Below are 17127 nucleotides of genomic sequence, written 5' to 3'. Positions count from 1 at the left end.
GCAGCACAATGATAAGAGAGGAAAGCATGAGCGCAGGTAAAAAATTTCGCCAGGCACTAGCAGACAATACCCCCTTGCAGATAGTGGGCACCATCAATGCGTACACCGCCATGATGGCAAAACAGATAGGTCATCAGGCCATCTATCTTTCCGGTGGCGGTGTGGCGAATGCTTCGTATGGTTTACCCGATTTAGGCATGACCTCGCTGAATGATGTGATTGTGGACGTACAACGCATCACATCAGCTTGCGATCTACCTTTAATGGTGGATATCGATACCGGTTGGGGCGGGGCGTTCAACATCGCTAAAACCATACGTGATATGGAGAAGGCGGGAGCGGCAGCCGTGCATATGGAAGATCAGGTTGCCCAGAAGCGTTGTGGCCACAGGCCTAACAAGGAGATCGTCTCGACTGCAGAGATGGTCGACCGCATCAAATCGGCTGTGGATGCTCGCACGGATCCCGATTTTTTCATCATGGCGCGTACCGACTCCTTCGCCCAAGAGGGATTAGCCGCTGCCATCGAGCGAGCAAAAGCCTATGTTGCCGCCGGTGCTGACGGCATCTTCGCCGAAGCGGTGAAAACAGAGGCGCATTACCGCGCCTTTGCCGAAGCATTAGATGTGCCTATCTTGGCCAATATTACCGAGTTTGGTCAGACCGAGTTGTGGAATAAAGAGCAACTCGGCCAGTGGGGGTGTGCCATGGTGCTTTATCCGCTATCGGCCTTTAGGGCCATGAATAAGGCGGCAGAAATGGTCTATGAAACGATTCTAAAAGATGGCGATCAGAAGGCGGTTACCGACAAGATGCAGACTCGCATGGAACTCTATGATTATCTGGGGTACCACGCCTATGAGCAGAAGTTAGATGTGCTCTTTAGCGCAGGCAAGAACAAGTAGCTTAAGAATCGTTAAAAACAGATAAGCCTGGCGAGTGTCCAATCAAAGTGCACTTGCCAGGGAGATAGAGCGTCATAAAACCTTACATAACCCATGATAAAAATAGATGACCCGTAAGCAAAACTCTGTGAAGTAAGCAAGCATGCAGGGGCGAGGTCACAGCTAACAAATAAAGGAAACAGCAATGGTAGATAAAAAACTGAGTGGTGCAGGACTACGTGGTCAGAGCGCCGGTGAAACTAGCCTTTGTACCGTGGGTAAATCTGGCAGCGGCTTAACATATTGCGGTTATGATGTGTCAGACTTGGCCGATAATACCAGCTTCGAAGAGGTCGCCTACTTGTTGTTTAATGGCGAACTGCCGACTGTGGATCAACTCGAGACCTACAAGGCGGAGCTAAGTACCTTACGCGACCTGCCCCAGGCGCTCAAAGAGGTGTTGCAGCGTATTCCTCGTGATGCACACCCTATGGATGTGATGCGCACCGGTTGCTCTTTTCTTGGTAACTTAGAGCCAGAAAATGATTTTTCTGAGCAAAATCGCGCCGCCAATCGTCTCCTCGCTGCCTTTCCGGCCATCATGTGTTACTGGTACAAGTTTTCCCATGAAGGCGTCGAGATCGATTGCGTCACCGATGAAGCCTCTATCGGCGGTCATTTCTTGCATCTTCTCAATGGTAAGACTCCCTCTGAGCAGCATCGCCGCGTGATGGATGTGTCGTTAATCTTGTATGCCGAGCATGAATTTAACGCCTCGACCTTTACCGCACGTGTGTGTGCATCGACCCTGTCCGACATGTTCTCATGTATCACAGGAGCCATAGGTACATTGAGCGGCCCACTACATGGCGGCGCCAATGAGGCGGCAATGGCGATGATCCAGAGCTTCAGCTCTCCAGCCGATGCCAAGGTGCAGATGGCGGGTATGCTTGAGCGTAAAGAGAAAATCATGGGGTTTGGCCACGCCATCTACCGTACCTCAGATCCACGCAATGTGATCATCAAGGCCTGGTCTGAGAAGCTAGCCCAGGAGAATGGTGATACCAGCCTGTACGATATTTCTGTCGCCTGTGAAGAGTTTATGTGGGACAGCAAGAAACTCTTCTGTAATGCGGACTTTTTCCATGCATCGGCTTATCACTTCATGGGCATTCCTACTAAATTGTTTACCCCGATTTTTGTCTGTTCACGCTTAACCGGCTGGGCGGCTCATGTGATGGAGCAACGTTCGAATAACCGCATCATCCGCCCGAGCGCCGATTACACCGGCAGCGAGCCACGTAAAGTGACGCCAATCGAAACAAGATAAGCGCCCCTAAAAATCTAGGTCCTAAGAACTAGCCCCAGGACCTAGGTTCCCGCTTTATAAGTGAACTGTATATAAGCGAACCGTGCTAATTGAGTAAATAAAGATGAATACCCAATACCGTAAATCTCTACCCGGCAGTCAACTCGATTACTTCGATACCCAGGCTGCCGTTGACGCTATCAGCCCAGGTGCTTACCGTAAGTTGCCCTATAGTTCTCGTGTTTATGCCGAGAACCTGGTGCGTCGCTGCGAGCCGGCTAAGTTGACCGAATCACTCAAACAGATCATCGAGCGCAAGCAAGATTTGGATTTCCCCTGGTATCCGGCCCGCGTGGTGTGCCACGATATTCTTGGTCAGACGGCGCTGGTCGATCTGGCGGGCCTGCGTGATGCCATCGCCGCCAAGGGCGGCGATCCGTCTAAAGTCAATCCCGTGGTGCCGACTCAGCTGATTGTCGATCATTCCTTAGCCGTGGAGCACGCCGGATTTGAGAAAGATGCCTTCGAGAAGAATCGCGCCATCGAAGACAGGCGCAACGCTGACAGATTTCATTTTATCAACTGGACGAAAACGGCCTTTAAAAACATAGATGTTATTCAGCCTGGTAACGGCATCATGCATCAGATCAACCTGGAAAAGATGTCTCCGGTTATTCAGTCACGCGATGGCGTGGCATTTCCCGATACCTTGGTCGGCACCGACAGTCACACGCCACATGTAGATGCCCTCGGGGTTATCGCCATAGGTGTGGGCGGCTTAGAAGCTGAAAGTGTCATGCTGGGACGTCCTTGTTACATGCGTGTGCCCGACATTGTCGGCGTCGAGCTGGTGGGTAAACGCCAAAACGGGATCACCGCGACGGATATCGTGCTGGCGCTCACCGAGTTTTTTCGTGGTGAGAAAGTGGTATCGACCTATCTAGAGTTCTATGGCGAAGGCACCAGGGCGCTGACATTGGGCGATCGCGCCACCATATCTAACATGACACCGGAATTTGGCGCCACTGCCGCCATGTTCTATATCGACGAGATGACCATAGATTATCTTAAGCTGACAGGCCGAGATGCTGAACAGGTAAAACTGGTCGAAAACTATGCCAAGCAAGCTGGTTTATGGGCCGACACGCTAAAAGATGCCGAGTATGAGCGAGTGCTGCATTTTGACTTGTCAGCGGTTGGCCGTAACATCGCCGGACCGTCTAATCCACATCGACGGGTGTCGACCAGTGATCTGGCCAAGAAGGGGATCAGTGGTCATTACGATATGACGCAAGATGCCGATGGCAAAGACTTGATGCCAGATGGGGCCTGTATCATAGCCGCCATCACCAGCTGTACTAACACGTCAAACCCCCGCAACGTCATCGCCGCAGGCCTTATCGCTCGAAATGCCAATGCCAAGGGCTTGACGCGTAAGCCTTGGGTGAAAACCTCACTGGCGCCAGGCTCGAAAGCCGTGCAGCTGTATCTCGAAGATGCCAAACTGCTGTCAGAGTTGGAGCAATTGGGTTTCGGTATCGTAGGTTTTGCCTGCACCACCTGTAACGGCATGAGCGGCGCGTTAGATCCTGTGATCGAAAAAGAAGTGATCGACAGAGACTTGTATACCACGGCGGTGCTTTCTGGCAATCGAAATTTCGATGGTCGTATCCATCCCTATGCCAAACAAGCCTTCTTAGCGTCACCGCCTCTGGTTGTCGCCTACGCCATTGCCGGGACGATTCGCTTCGATATCGAAAAGGATGTGCTTGGCAAAGACAGTCAGGGCAATGATGTGACCTTGAAAGATATCTGGCCCAGCGATGAAGAGATAGATTCAGTCATCGCTCAAAGTGTTAAGCCTGAGCAATTTCGCAAGGTCTATGAGCCCATGTTCGATATTAAAGTCGAATATGGCAGTGACAATGATCCACTATATGATTGGCGTCCCCAGAGTACCTATATCCGCAGGCCTCCTTATTGGGAAGGCGCACTCGCGGGCGAGCGTACCATGAAGGGCATGCGTCCTCTGGCTGTGCTTGGTGACAACATCACTACCGATCACTTGTCTCCCTCGAACGCCATCATGCTCGACAGTGCCGCCGGTGCTTATCTGGATAAGATGGGCTTACCGGAAGTTGATTTTAACTCCTATGCGACCCACAGGGGGGATCATCTAACCACCCAAAGAGCGACTTTTGCTAACCCTAAGCTGTTTAATGAAATGGTGACTCAGCTGGGTAAGAATGGCACAACAGAAGTTAAGCAAGGCTCTCTCACCCGTATCGAACCCGAAGGGCTTGAGTCTCGCATGTGGGAAGCCATCGAGACCTATATGGCGCGCAAGCAACCTTTGATCATCATAGCCGGAGCCGATTATGGTCAAGGTTCATCACGTGATTGGGCCGCCAAAGGCGTACGTCTTGCCGGCGTCGAAGTGATTGTCGCCGAAGGTTTTGAGCGCATTCATCGCACTAACTTAGTGGGCATGGGGGTATTACCGGTGGAGTTTACCGCTGGCAATAATCGCCATTCCTATGGCATCGATGGCAGCGAAACCTATGATGTGATTGGCGAGCGCACGCCAGGGGCGATATTGACGCTGATCATCACCCGTAAAAGTGGTGAGCAAGTTGAAGTCCCGGTGAAGTGCCGCCTAGATACCGCAGAGGAAGTGACAATCTATGAGGCGGGGGGAATATTGCAACGCTTCGCCCAAGACTTTTTAGAGTCTTCAGCGTAGCGCCTTCAGCGAGGATGGAAGTTAAGTCTTCAACCTAGAGCCTTCAGCGAGGAGGAGAGTTCACTCTTCAACTAGCATAAGGCCGGAGTCACAGTGCTCTGGCCTTTCTCTCCGGTTTCCAATAACAACTAATTAGCATAGCAATGGGAAAACCTATGACAAGTCACAAAGTACACTTACCACAGATAAAAGTGCCAGCAACCTATATGCGCGGTGGCACCAGTAAGGGCGTGTTCTTCTCGCTAACGGATTTGCCGCAAGCGGCGCAGGTAGCTGGCGCGGCCCGTGATGCACTGCTTCTACGTGTTATCGGCAGCCCAGACCCTTACGGCAAACAGACTGATGGCATGGGCGGCGCAACCTCAAGCACCAGCAAAACGGTCATATTGTCTAAAAGCACTCAGGCCGAACACGATGTGGATTATTTATTTGGTCAGGTCGCGATTGATAAGGCCTGCGTCGATTGGAGTGGCAACTGCGGTAACCTGTCCGCCGCCGTCGGCGCTTTCGCCATTCATGCGGGCCTTGTCGATGCCAGCCGTATTCCTCAAAACGGTATAGCCCTGATACGCATCTGGCAGGCCAATATCAACAAAACCATCATTGCCCATGTGCCTATCACCCATGGTGAAGTGCAGGAAACCGGCGCTTTTGAACTCGATGGCGTGACTTTCCCGGCCGCTGAAATAGGTGTCGATTTTATCGATCCTGCCGATAAGCCCAAAGAAGGGGAGCTTGGCATGTTCCCCACGGGTAACTTGGTCGATGAGATAGAGCTTCCAGCTGGTGTTTTTAATAACAGCCTTGAGCTTGATAACAGCCTTGAGCTTGATAACAGCCTTGAGCCAAGAAACAGCCTTGAGCCAAAAAAAATAGCGGCCACCATGATCAATGCTGGTATCCCGACCATCTTCGTCAACGCCGAGGATATCGGCTATCGCGGTGATGAGTTGCAAGCAGCAATAAACGGTGATGCTAAGGCCTTAGAGATGTTTGAATCGCTGCGGGCTATCGGCGCAGTCAAGATGGGGTTAATTGGGCATGTGGATGAGGCGCAATCTCGTCAACATACCCCCAAGATAGCCTTTGTCTCGCCAGCGAGCAGTTATACCTCATCCAGCGGTAAGCAGGTTGAGCGCTCGCACATAGATCTCAATGTACGCGCCCTGTCCATGGGCAAACTGCATCACGCCATGATGGGCACCGCTGCAGTAGCCATAGGCACAGCAGCCGTCATTCCTGGCACCTTAGTCAACCTGGCTGCGAATTTTGGGTCACGCGCCGATAGCCAAGCAGACTCGGTATGTTTCGGTCACCCTTCCGGTACTTTGAGAGTGGGCGCAGCGGCTAAGCAGGTCGAAGGCCAATGGACTGTGACTAAGGTATCCATGAGCCGCAGCGCCAGGATATTGATGCAAGGCTGGGTTCGAATACCAGATGAGCGTTAGCTTTGAATGAATCTTGATTATATTTTTTGTTGATTATCAGTCATTCCGGCAAAGCTTGTTAGCCGGAATCTAGCTTTTTTGTTATCTATCGCCTGACGGCAACGCGTCATTCCCGCAATGCTTTTGAGCGGGAATCCACCTTTGATGTAGGAACGGCTTTAGCCGCGAAATTGCAATCATCATACTCCAACAAAAATCACCTATCGGACCAGATGCTACATTTATCTAGCCCTGAAGCTGAATAAAATCACCCCTAGAATATGGGTAAATACGTAATGTTAGAATCTTACTTAAGCCTCTACTAGCGCAGCCTAAACAGGCCAAAATGTGATGATAGCGGCGGTGATAATGAGTTTGTTACGAGTGGCATAGAGAGGTTGCTCTTTTTTTAGTCGTTAGTCTGCTTGGAAGGTTTATATGGATGAATTAAAAAAAGAGATGCAGTCAAGGAATTATGCAAATGGTTTATTAATAGGAACACTTGGAATGTTGGTTGCCCAGAGTGCGTTACCTTCGATGAGCCGTTAGCAGAGAGTTTGATCGACTTTTACTCGCGGGTGGTGAACTCGCTTGGCATGCTGGGCCACTGAAGAAAGGTACCAATATCTGTCATGGCACAGCCGGGACAGGTTACAGTTTTCTGAAGCTGTTTAAAGCGACTGGCGATGAACTGTGGCTCAAGCGGGCTCGTGCATTTGCTATGTTTGGCATTGAACAAGCGCAACAGCAGTGTGAAGCAAGGGGGACATATGAGTACTCTCTGTGGAATGGCGACACAGGTTTCGCCCATTTTGTTCATCACTGTCTAAATCAAACGAGTGGGATCCCAACAATGGATTATTTTTGAAACGAGTCGCATTATTTTGTACCCATATTGGCTCAATAAATAGATGTAATGGTCATTATTGAGTCGTTATTGGGGCGTTTGGGGTGCAGAAACGTCATTTACGGGTAATGACTCTTGGTTATTTTAATGGTGGCTAGAACTCAGCAATAGCCACCAGTTGCACATTATTAAATTATTTGGCTTAATCACAGCATTAGGTTTTCAACACACATCTCAGGGAAGGGTACATGTCATCATATGTAGCAAGTGTCATAGGATCAGCTGAAGTCGTTAACAATAATAAGGATGTCAGGTGAAAATTAGAAAATCCATTCAACAAGATGCGAGTGTGATTAGCCCGTTAATCACTGCTTTGGCTGAAAAATACATATTACCGACTTGTACAGGTGAAGGCGGCAAGTTATTACTTGCGTCAATGACCATAGAGTCAATTGAGCAGTATTTTACCGATGGCTATCAATATCATGTGGCTGAAGATGCAGGTGGCATAATGGGTGTCGTAGGGATTAAAAATAACGCACATCTTTACCATTTATTCGTTGCAGAAGCACATCAAGGCCAAGGAATATCGACCCAATTATGGGAACACGCAAAGGAGGCATGCCTGCAAAAGGGGAATAAAGGTGTCTTCACCGTAAATTCAGCGTTAAATGCTAAAAATGTATATCTCAAATTAGGTTTTTCGCCCACTGGCTGCATACGAGAAAAATCAGGTATTAAAGATATACCGATGCAAATGAACATATATCTGAATGACGATAAATAGAGCTGATAAATCGAGCCATATGGTTAATTGCAAACTTAGCATCCCTTACTAAGCTTTAAGTATTGCTGAAGTAGGAAGTTGTTATACCCGTCCTAGAAGAACTCAAATTAGTCTTGAAGATACGCCTTGGTACCACGCCGTCTCAAGGTGTGATCTTTGCTATCGACACCGCAGCTTATGGGGTGATGAGTAACTACCTGCATCTAGTGTTGAGGATTGATATTGAGTTAGCCAATAGCTGGACAGATAGGGAGGTCGTCGAGCAGTGGCATTTGTTGTTTAAAGGAACTGAGCTAACACAAAGGTTTGCAAAGGGGGATCTAATTGAAGAGGGGAACCTTACACCATTAAGGCTCTCACCTTGACCACTCTTTATTAATAGATGGGCCTATTCGAGCCAAGATGGCACAAACGCCAGATAAATCAGACTATAGCAGTATTCAAGCGCGTATAAAGGCAGCATTGAAAGGTGGGCAGCCTAAGTCGCTACTTCCCTTCATGGGCAATGAAAGTTCGTCTAAGATACTCAACAGGTTAAATATATCACCAGGTAACTGGCTTAAGGTGACCTCTGACTTTGGTAAAATATTTCATGGCCCTGTTGGCACAACCTTGAAAAACACCGAAACAAAGAGCTTACACATTACTGCGACCACCTACAGGAAAGACGTCGTCATTTTGCTAAGTGCTGCAAGTACCTGGAAGATGGCTGATAGTCATTAGCTGATTTTCCCACCTTCTCCAATTATTTCCACTTAAACAGCTTGAGTTGACCAGCCTTGCCTTAAAATCGTTATTTACGTTAAAAAAGCCCCCGTTTAACGATAGTGATAGGCTTAAATTGCAAAGTTTCTATCTGATAAGCTGAAGGTTAGCAATAGTCTCGTTCCGTTGATGATTTATTGTAGGTGGCCTGATTTACTGCGAGTGGCATAGAGAGGTTGCTCTTTTTTTTAGCCGTTATCTAGTCTGTTACTCAACGCTCATAATTCTGGTGTCATTTTTCTTCTAGTCGGTTTTAGTCAGTTGTAGAAGAGAAGGGGACTCTCGATGTTAGGATCGACGTCAACCAGCTTGGAAGTTTAAATACGGGTGTCTTAATTATTCTAGCTAAGATGGAAGACCATGATCTATGGTTCGGTTTCTTACGAGACCCAGATAACAATGTAATCGCTGAAATTCCATTTGGATGATGTGGTTGACAAGGGCTCGCAGGAACCCTGTTTCTTGTATATCTATGTAATTAATTACACTGTCAATCAGACAGCATTAAGTTCCTCTTACATAATGAAAGGGAACTTAAGGATTAACTGGAACACTGTTAGTATCTAATGGATTTGAACCACCAAGATATTCTTCAAGTGCGGTATAACTATCTTGATCTATATCGGATGCAGCATCTACAGCATCATTATCAGATAGGTTATGGAATCTTTCAAACCAAGCCGGTAATCCGTCCTGATCGATGTCATTTTGATTGGCAAAATTAGGCGTCAATATAAGTGACACTCGCTTACTGGATTTGGTGAAATCAGCATTGTAAAGCTCTATTTTAGCTCTTAATGAGGTGTTGAAAACCGGCACATTAGGGGTCGTTGGATTCCATTGCTGACTGCGGCGACAATCGAGTACCTTAAAAGGCCGTGTATTGTTACCATTATATAGAGATATTTTACATGACACACTCAATAAATCCCCATAAGAAATAGCAACGAAAGCGGCTAATTGATCATAATCTACAGGTCGTTTAAACGTATTCCAAAGCACCTTTCTTTGGCCTTTATTTAGAAAAAATGAGCTTCTATAAGTGTCGGTAATAATGGGGTTACTATTATCCGTAACTTGGAGAGGTTCAGCTGTAATTAACCTATCGGGGCCTTGAACCGCATGAGTTGCTGAAGTTAATAAGCCTGCAGAAAAGATGACGCCGGCGATGATAGAACGAGGTAAGACTTTTTTTTTCATAATAACGTAAGGCGTACGACTCCCTATATAAAGGGAAATGTACTGCCATCCTTGGTAGTGAGTGTAAATCATGCTTTGTTGCACAATATTACTTAAGTTGGTTCGTGGTGCATGTGATTAGAATCAAAATAACCGAATGACAATATAACATTTTCAGGTATTCGACTTGGAAGGTAAAAGACCATCAAGCTAATATCAAGAAAGTTTACAGTTGAAATGTTCAACTCATGGTAATTTTTTCTCTATCCTCGATGGGTGTGTTCATTATTAATATTGTTTTTTGCTGCTAATAAGGACTTTCCATTAACCTGAGGTTCGTATTTATTTGGCCATTTATAACCCAGTAAGTTGTAGGCCGGTTGAAACTATTGAAGCCTTGGTACCCATGTTTAGGTTAGCTAACTTGGGAGACCCGAGAGTATGAGTGCCAGTATCGAAGTTGAGAGAATTGGTCTGATTACCATAGCCATTACTGATTTAGATAAATCGGTGCAATTTTATTGTGAAATTCTCGGATTAGAACTATTGTTCGAAATAGCTTCAGGACTAGCGTTTTTAAATCGTGGAGGAACTCGGCTAATGTTGACAATTCTCCAAGGAAAAGTGAAAAATCATAAGACCTCGGTGATCTATTACAAGGTCAATGATATTCATGCTTCAACTGAGCGACTAAAAGATAAAGGCGTTGAGTTTGAAAGAGAGCCTCAAATGGCCGCCAAGATAGAAGACCATGATCTATGGTTCGGCTTCTTAGGAGACCCTGATAACAACGTAATAGGTTTAATGGCTGAAATTCCATTTTGATGATTTGGTTAACAAAGGCTGCGCCATCAATGCGCATCAGGGTCCATCCATCTACTCGATAAGCTCAATAAAAATCTCACGATGAACTCATGGCCGAGGTCACTGCAGAATATGAATCGAATTTTAATACTCGTTATCGTCACCTATGTTGGGCTCGGAGTCATGCTCTACTTGATGCAGCGTAGCTTTATCTATTTTCCAACAGAGGCAGTAGAGCACAGGTTCGATGAGGTGATATTTGAAAGTGATGGTGTATCGACAACGAGTCTCCTATTAAACAAGGGCCAGGATAAGGCGATTATCTATTTTGCTGGTAACGCCGAAAACGTTGCCTTTACGGCAGCAGAATTTGAGCAAGAATTGGCCTCATATTCGGTATATCTAGTTAATTATCGAGGTTATGGCACCAGCGAGGGGGCGCCAAGCGAAGCTGCGTTACTGTCAGATGCCTTGGCGATGTATGACAGTCTGGTATTGACCCATGAGAGTATATTCATTATCGGTCGGAGCTTAGGCAGCGGCGTTGCTTCTTATGTCGCTTCGGAGCGTCCGGTGAAGAAGCTAGTCTTGGTGACGCCATTTGACAGCATTCAAAGCATGGCGCAGAAGCAATTTCCGTTTTACCCCATGTCCATACTCCTCAAAGATAAGTTCAATTCGGTGGAGCGCGCCGGCAACATCTATTCTGATACCCAAATCTTAGTGGCAGAGGATGATAAGGTCGTTCGCCGGATACACACGGACAAGCTAGTAGAGTCATTGGTTAACCGCGCGCCTGAGGTGGTCTTAATCCAAGGTGCCGGGCACAATGATATTTCCCAGTATTCTACCTATTATCAGTCAATATCAGCATTTTTTAACGCGCATTAATCAGCCGTGCGGCGTACTATTACGTTTGCTGTTTAATCAAGTCTATGGAAAGGATACACATGTTATTTGAACCATCCCGTCATGAAACGCTTACCGAAACTTTATGGGGTCAAGAGTGTGTTCAGTCTGAAATCACATCAATAATTGATGATATTGAACAGTCAGTTTTACCTAATGCCAGTTGGCCAACGCATCCCCTAGACGCCGAGAGTTATTCTAATTCCGGGCCGAAATGGTCAGCATACGCAGGAGCGGCGGGATGCATTCATGCTCTACAGATCCTGAAATGCTATGGCTATCAAGTTAATGACTTGTCTCACTTACTGCCTGAAGTTCATCAAGCCTTCTTGAAAGCACCTGATGTGTCAGTAGAGCCGGGTTTACAACTTGGGGAAATAGGCATATTAATGCCAGCGATTTTAGCGCAGCCAGACAATGTGGCGTTAGCAGACAAGCTTCTACTGTGCATGGAAGCAACGTTAGATCTGCCCCTGTATGAGATAACATCTGGGCAGAGTGGCATGATGCACGCTGCATTGGCACTTTATCGTAAAACCGGCGAAATTCGCTGGAAGAATGTATACGTTAAAGGCGCAAAGTCTCTCATGGATAATTGGCGGCAAGACTCAGAAACCCGAGAATGGCTTTGGGAGAGTCAGGTCTTCGGCCCTAAAAGGCACTATTATGGTGCCTGTCATGGCATCACCGGCAATGCCAATATTCTCTTGCAAGGCGTTGACTTGCTCGCGGATGACTTGAGGGAGTTAATCATAGAACGCACGGTTAGCACGCTCACACTCTCGGCGAAAAGAGAAGGCTCGGCTAAAAGAGAGGCGCAATTAGCCAACTGGGTCCTGTGCAGTAAACCTAATATTGAAAAGCTGCTAGTGCAGTGGTGCCACGGAGCGGCGGGTATTGTGACTGCTATGGCGAGAACGCCTCAAATAGATTCACTTCATGCTAAGCAAGTCGACGAGTTGCTCGCTCAGACTGGTGAGCTGGTGTGGCAAGCCGGACCTTTGGTGAAGGGCGCTAATATCTGCCACGGCACATCGGGTAACGGTTATGCCTTGTTATATTTATATCTAAGGTGGGGAGATCCTGTTTGGTTAGACAGAGCAAGAAGGTTTGCCATGCACGCGATTGAGCAGTGCCAATCTTCCCGTTCACAATACGGTCAGGGCCGATATTCGCTATGGACGGGAGATGCCGGTCTCGCAATTTACTTACATCACTGTATGCACCCAGAAGCCGCTGCCATACCTGGTTTAGACTTTTTTTAGATGATTCCTTAGGGTACTGGTTGAGCCGTTAACTTACTTAAGGATAAGCCATGCTAATCGTGAGAGAAGCAATTAAAAAGAGTGGTTAATAGATATTAGAAATATTTCAAATCGGTTCATCTAAGTTTTCAAGTTTACATAGCGTTAACTCACCTATACAGGCCTGCTTTTTTTAATATCTAGCCGTGCCTGACTTCCTCTTATGTTCATGTTTAAATCTGTCTGACTAGTTAACCGCTGACGATGGCCATTCTATAATGGCTGTAACAATAATTATAAGACGAACTGGAGCTATGAGCATGAGCTGTCCTTACAATAACTATCGGGCCATGGAAGATGATATTCATACGGATTTTAAAGATGATATGTCCTATGGCGATTATCTAAAGCTAAACCAGGTGCTTTCGGCGCAGCAGCCCTTGTCTGATCAACATGATGAGATGTTATTCATTGTGATCCATCAGGCGAGCGAGCTGTGGCTCAAGCTGGCGGGACATGAACTCAGCAGTGCGGTGAAGAATATTCAGGAGGGAGATTTTGGTCATGCCTTCAAGGTCATCTCTCGAGTGAAGCAGATCCTTAATCAGCTGACTCAGTCCTGGAACATCTTGTCGACCTTGACGCCGGTGGATTACCTTAAGTTCCGCGATACCCTGGGGCACTCTTCCGGTTTTCAGTCTTATGGTTACCGTAAAGTCGAATTTTTACTGGGCAATAAAAATGCGTCCCTGCTCAAGGTTCACGAAAGCGATCCTGTGGTGCATCAGGAGCTGAAACAGATCCTCGATGCGCCCAGCCTCTATGATGTCACCCTGAAGGTATTAGATGACAATGGACTTGGCATAGATGCCGATGTGTTAACCAGAGATTACAGCCAACCTTATCAGAGTAATGACTCTGTGTTACAAGCCTGGTTGAGTGTGTATAGAAATGCCGACGAACACTTTCAACTTTATGAATTAGCAGAAAAGCTAATAGATATTGAAGATAGCTTTCAGCAGTGGCGCTTCAAGCATATGTATACGGTGCAGCGCATCATAGGTAACAAGATGGGCACAGGTGGCTCATCGGGTGTGGGCTTCTTGAAGAAGGCGTTGGATATCAGCTTCTTCCCAGAACTGTTTGAGCTTAGAACTCATCTATAGGCACTGACTCATATAGATAGAGACGCACTGCTACTCTGCAATAACAATAACAATAACAGCACTGGCTTTTGGAGAAGAAAGCATGACTCAGGATATCGCATTAACACTGCAGCCCCACTATGAACAATTCAAGGTTAGCGAACGTATTTTATTGTCGGGACATTCACATCAAGCCTGGCCGGATGTAGCCAAGCAAGGCTTACTCAAGTGCTTCGATGATGCGGCAAAACATATCGATGATAAGTGGCAGGCCGCGTTTGAAAAGGCCGATAGAGTAAGAGATTTTTACCGTGGATTGCTCGGAGAAGACGATGCACAGATCGCATTAGGCGCCTCTACCCATGAGCTGTTATTACGCTTCTTGTCGGATCTGAACTGCTTTAAACGACCGATGCACAGACCGATTAAAATTGTTACTACAGATGGTGAGTTTCACTCGCTGCGCCGTCAATTGAATCGTCTCAAAGTGTTGAATATAGACATTGAAGTGGTGCCGGTACAACCAAGCAGTACCTTGAGTGAGCGAATCATCGACAAGTTAGATGACAAAACCGATGCGGTGATGGTTTCAGCGGTATTTTTTGCGACCAGCGAGATTTTCAAGGAGGTTGGATTAGTGGCAAAAGCCGCTGCCAGTGCGGGGATTCCCTGTCTTGTGGATGCCTATCATGCGCTGAACGTGGTGCCTTTTAATCTCAATTTATGGCAGTTAGAGTCGGCATTTGTGGTGGCGGGGGGTTATAAGTATTGCCAGGCCGGTGAGGGTAACTGCATGCTGAGGATCCCGCAAGACTATCAAGGCAGTCCCATTATTACCGGCTGGTATGCCGAGTTTGATGTGCTTGAGCAGGCGCCAGGCAAGGTGGGCTTCGGCCCAGGACAGAGTGCATTCGCCGGTTCAACTTATGATCCTGTGAGTCATTACCGCGGGGCTGAAGTATTTGATTTCTTCGACGCACAGAGCCTTACAGATACCAGGCTTAGGGAGATTAGTCAGCAACAGATAGCACAGTTGTGGCAAGGTATTGCAGCCATGGGACTCAGTAACGACTGCCTAGCATTGCCGTCCCATGCTATCGCCGATAATGCCGGTTTCTTATCTTTAACCACAGTAAAAGCGAGTGACTGGGTAGCGCAACTGGCTCAAAGAGGTATCTTGTGTGATAGCCGTGGCAACCAGCTAAGGTTTGGCCCGGCACCTTATGTGACCAAGGCCCAGCTAGAGCAGGCACTTAATGTGGTGGAAGATCTGGCTAAGGGGATTGGCTAGTATCGAGACTATGACTGCTGCAAACGAGTGTTTAGCGAGACCAAAGGAAGAGATGATTAAGTTTATCGAATGCCAAGTGACGCTTGAGAAGCGCATTGCATTTTCAACGGCCCAGGGATGTTGGAGTCAGGTGTCAGCATGCCCGGGCTTTATCAGCCAGTATGGTGGCTGGGATCAACAAAATGGTAATGCAGTCATCCTTTCTCAATGGCAGAGTCTGGCAGCGATTGATGCGTTTATGACAAGTACTCATGACAAGATTTTCGAGCAAAACCAGCAGCATCTAACCTATGAAACCTGTAAAGTCGATTACTTTAAGCCGGTGCAAACCATGACCGGAACGCAAAGGGTATCAGCTGATGAGATAGGGTTTGTCAGAGTTGCTGACTGTAAACTAAAAGCGGGTGGTGCTCACAGGTTTCTACAAGACCAGCTTGATATCTGGACACCAATTATGAGCGGTTGCGATGGCATGCTTGGGGGCTTTGTCGCCCAATCAGCAAGAGAACCGCTGCGATATATGGTCATTTCTGTGTGGCGTGACGAGCAGAGTCACAGCCATTATATGAACCACGAATTTAAACACGCTCGTGCTCAGGTGAACCTCGAGGCGTATATCGATGAGATCGTGGGTTACTTGCTGCCAACCGTCACCGGTTGGCAGATCGACAACTGACTCGAAAAACAGCGCCTGTCTCTCGATAGCGTTAATAGCAAACGCCTTCAGCCTAGCTCAGGTCAATATGGATAATGACCAGCCCCGTAGCAAGGGGCTTGTTACATGAAAATGATTAATGCAGCGCCGCGGTGAAAGGAATGCTGGCACAGATCTTGGCTTCATCGATAAGCAGTTCTTCTAAGCGGGTATCAACCACGTCTTTATCGAAATACTCATAGGCCAGTTCGACAAACATCTCTTTATGTTTCTCTTCCGACTTAGCGATGGCTTCATAGAAGTCTTTGTCTTTACCCGGCTCGAGTGCCTCGGCTACGAGGGAGAAACGCTCGAAACCACGGGCCTCGATGACGCCAGCGATAAGCATGCGGTCTAAAAACAGTTGGTCGCTCGGGTGCCGATGCAGTTTGCGCACCTGAGTGATGTACTCATCTTTCTGATCTCGCCCCAGCTTATTGTCACGCCCATGGATAAGCTTTAACACCTGCTTGAAATGGATCAGCTCTTCGAGAGCCAGATCTGTCATCGCCCGTGCCAGTTTCTTATGCTGGGGATAATGAGACAACATAGACATGGCCATGCCTGATGCTTTCTTTTCTGCCGAAGCATGATCTTGTAAAAAAGTATCGAAATCGGCTAATACCTTTTCGGTCCACTTAAACGGCGTGTGGTATTTCAAATCAAACATAAGCGCTCTTAGCGAGAAAAAACGGCATTTTACCTAACTTAGGCCAAGTAGCAAAGCGCTAACCTGATGACTGGCTCAGTCAAAGGTGTCTTTATCGCTTAACGCTGTCGATCTTACCTTTCTCGGTGGCTTCTACTTTGAGCGGATGTTTTATCTTTTTCCAAGCCGTGACCTTGCCGCCAATATTGATATGTTGAAAATTTTGCGAAGGCTCGATATGGGTCACACCTAAGAAGTCCGCTAGCCGTTGAAAACTGCCGGGATGAGCGACATCTATGATAAGCAGATCTCGCTCACGACCGTTAAAATAGTCTAAGGCGCCTTGGTAGTGGCGTCGATAGCACGCGAGCAAGAAGTCATCATCGGCAATATTATCTAAGGTGAGCGGGGTGAAAATCTCGTTATAGCAACGTTTTAACAGCGGATTAA

General features: G+C 47.2%; 13 protein-coding genes and 3 pseudogenes. 13 read left to right on the top strand and 3 right to left on the bottom strand.

Going from position 1 to position 17127, the window contains the following annotated elements:
- The first annotated feature begins 26 nt into the window (after nt 1-26).
- The 7 genes and pseudogenes from prpB to HRU42_RS13270 all read left to right on the top strand — a co-directional run bounded on the left by prpB (nt 27) and on the right by HRU42_RS13270 (nt 8710).
- Nucleotides 27-905, top strand: coding sequence for a methylisocitrate lyase (gene prpB, locus HRU42_RS13295; protein WP_295031810.1), 879 nt, complete (start codon nt 27-29; stop codon nt 903-905).
- Nucleotides 906-1089: 184 nt separating this feature from the next.
- A complete protein-coding gene (prpC, locus tag HRU42_RS13290; protein WP_295031809.1) occupies nt 1090-2214 on the top strand; it encodes a 2-methylcitrate synthase in 1125 nt (374 codons plus the stop codon).
- 103 nt (nt 2215-2317) lie between these two features.
- Nucleotides 2318-4936, top strand: a complete 2619-nt coding sequence (gene acnD, locus HRU42_RS13285; RefSeq protein ID WP_295031808.1) for a Fe/S-dependent 2-methylisocitrate dehydratase AcnD — start codon at nt 2318-2320, stop codon at nt 4934-4936.
- 155 nt (nt 4937-5091) lie between these two features.
- On the top strand, nt 5092-6384 hold the full coding sequence (locus HRU42_RS13280; protein WP_295031807.1) for a PrpF domain-containing protein: 1293 nt from the start codon (nt 5092-5094) through the stop codon (nt 6382-6384).
- Between the two features lie 565 nt (nt 6385-6949).
- Nucleotides 6950-7231 (top strand): annotated as a pseudogene (locus HRU42_RS21175) (lanthionine synthetase LanC family protein); the annotation flags it as partial.
- A gap of 292 nt (nt 7232-7523) precedes the next feature.
- A complete protein-coding gene (locus tag HRU42_RS13275) occupies nt 7524-7997 on the top strand; it encodes a GNAT family N-acetyltransferase (protein ID WP_295031806.1) in 474 nt (157 codons plus the stop codon).
- A 61-nt stretch (nt 7998-8058) separates the two neighbouring features.
- Nucleotides 8059-8710 (top strand): annotated as a pseudogene (locus HRU42_RS13270) (hypothetical protein).
- 586 nt (nt 8711-9296) lie between these two features.
- Here the strand turns inward: HRU42_RS13270 and HRU42_RS13265 are convergent.
- On the bottom strand, nt 9297-10046 hold the full coding sequence (locus tag HRU42_RS13265) for a hypothetical protein (RefSeq protein WP_295031805.1): 750 nt from the start codon (nt 10044-10046) through the stop codon (nt 9297-9299).
- 336 nt (nt 10047-10382) lie between these two features.
- On the opposite strand from HRU42_RS13265, the gene HRU42_RS13260 reads away from it, so the two are divergent.
- From HRU42_RS13260 to HRU42_RS13235, 6 genes are all read left to right on the top strand, one after another.
- On the top strand, nt 10383-10766 hold the full coding sequence (locus tag HRU42_RS13260) for a VOC family protein (RefSeq protein WP_295031804.1): 384 nt from the start codon (nt 10383-10385) through the stop codon (nt 10764-10766).
- A gap of 111 nt (nt 10767-10877) precedes the next feature.
- Nucleotides 10878-11636 (top strand): alpha/beta fold hydrolase, encoded by a 759-nt coding sequence (locus HRU42_RS13255; protein ID WP_295031803.1) that lies wholly within the window; start codon nt 10878-10880, stop codon nt 11634-11636.
- 59 nt (nt 11637-11695) lie between these two features.
- Nucleotides 11696-12919: a LanC-like protein gene (locus tag HRU42_RS13250; protein ID WP_295031802.1), complete on the top strand. Its 1224-nt coding sequence runs from the start codon at nt 11696-11698 to the stop codon at nt 12917-12919.
- 299 nt (nt 12920-13218) lie between these two features.
- On the top strand, nt 13219-14064 hold the full coding sequence (gene kynA / locus HRU42_RS13245) for a tryptophan 2,3-dioxygenase (protein ID WP_295031801.1): 846 nt from the start codon (nt 13219-13221) through the stop codon (nt 14062-14064).
- 82 nt (nt 14065-14146) lie between these two features.
- Nucleotides 14147-15334 carry a kynureninase gene (locus HRU42_RS13240; RefSeq protein WP_295031800.1) on the top strand — a complete coding sequence of 396 codons (1188 nt, stop codon included), beginning with the start codon at nt 14147-14149 and terminating at the stop codon, nt 15332-15334.
- Nucleotides 15300-16010: a DUF4937 domain-containing protein gene (locus tag HRU42_RS13235; RefSeq protein ID WP_295031799.1), complete on the top strand. Its 711-nt coding sequence runs from the start codon at nt 15300-15302 to the stop codon at nt 16008-16010. Before HRU42_RS13240 ends, HRU42_RS13235 begins: the two co-directional genes overlap by 35 nt.
- A 115-nt stretch (nt 16011-16125) precedes the next feature.
- Here HRU42_RS13235 and HRU42_RS13230 read toward each other — a convergent pair whose 3' ends face one another.
- Together HRU42_RS13230 and HRU42_RS13225 are read right to left on the bottom strand one after the other, a co-directional pair.
- Nucleotides 16126-16698 (bottom strand): tRNA-(ms[2]io[6]A)-hydroxylase, encoded by a 573-nt coding sequence (locus HRU42_RS13230; RefSeq protein WP_295031798.1) that lies wholly within the window; start codon nt 16696-16698, stop codon nt 16126-16128.
- Nucleotides 16699-16789: 91 nt separating this feature from the next.
- Nucleotides 16790-17127 (bottom strand): annotated as a pseudogene (locus tag HRU42_RS13225) (hypothetical protein); the annotation flags it as partial.

The sequence above is a fragment of the Shewanella sp. genome, assembly GCF_013214165.1.
Classification (GTDB): domain Bacteria; phylum Pseudomonadota; class Gammaproteobacteria; order Enterobacterales; family Shewanellaceae; genus Shewanella.
Note: the sequence above shows the minus strand (reverse complement) of the source record. Positions and strands in the feature narration are given on the sequence as shown.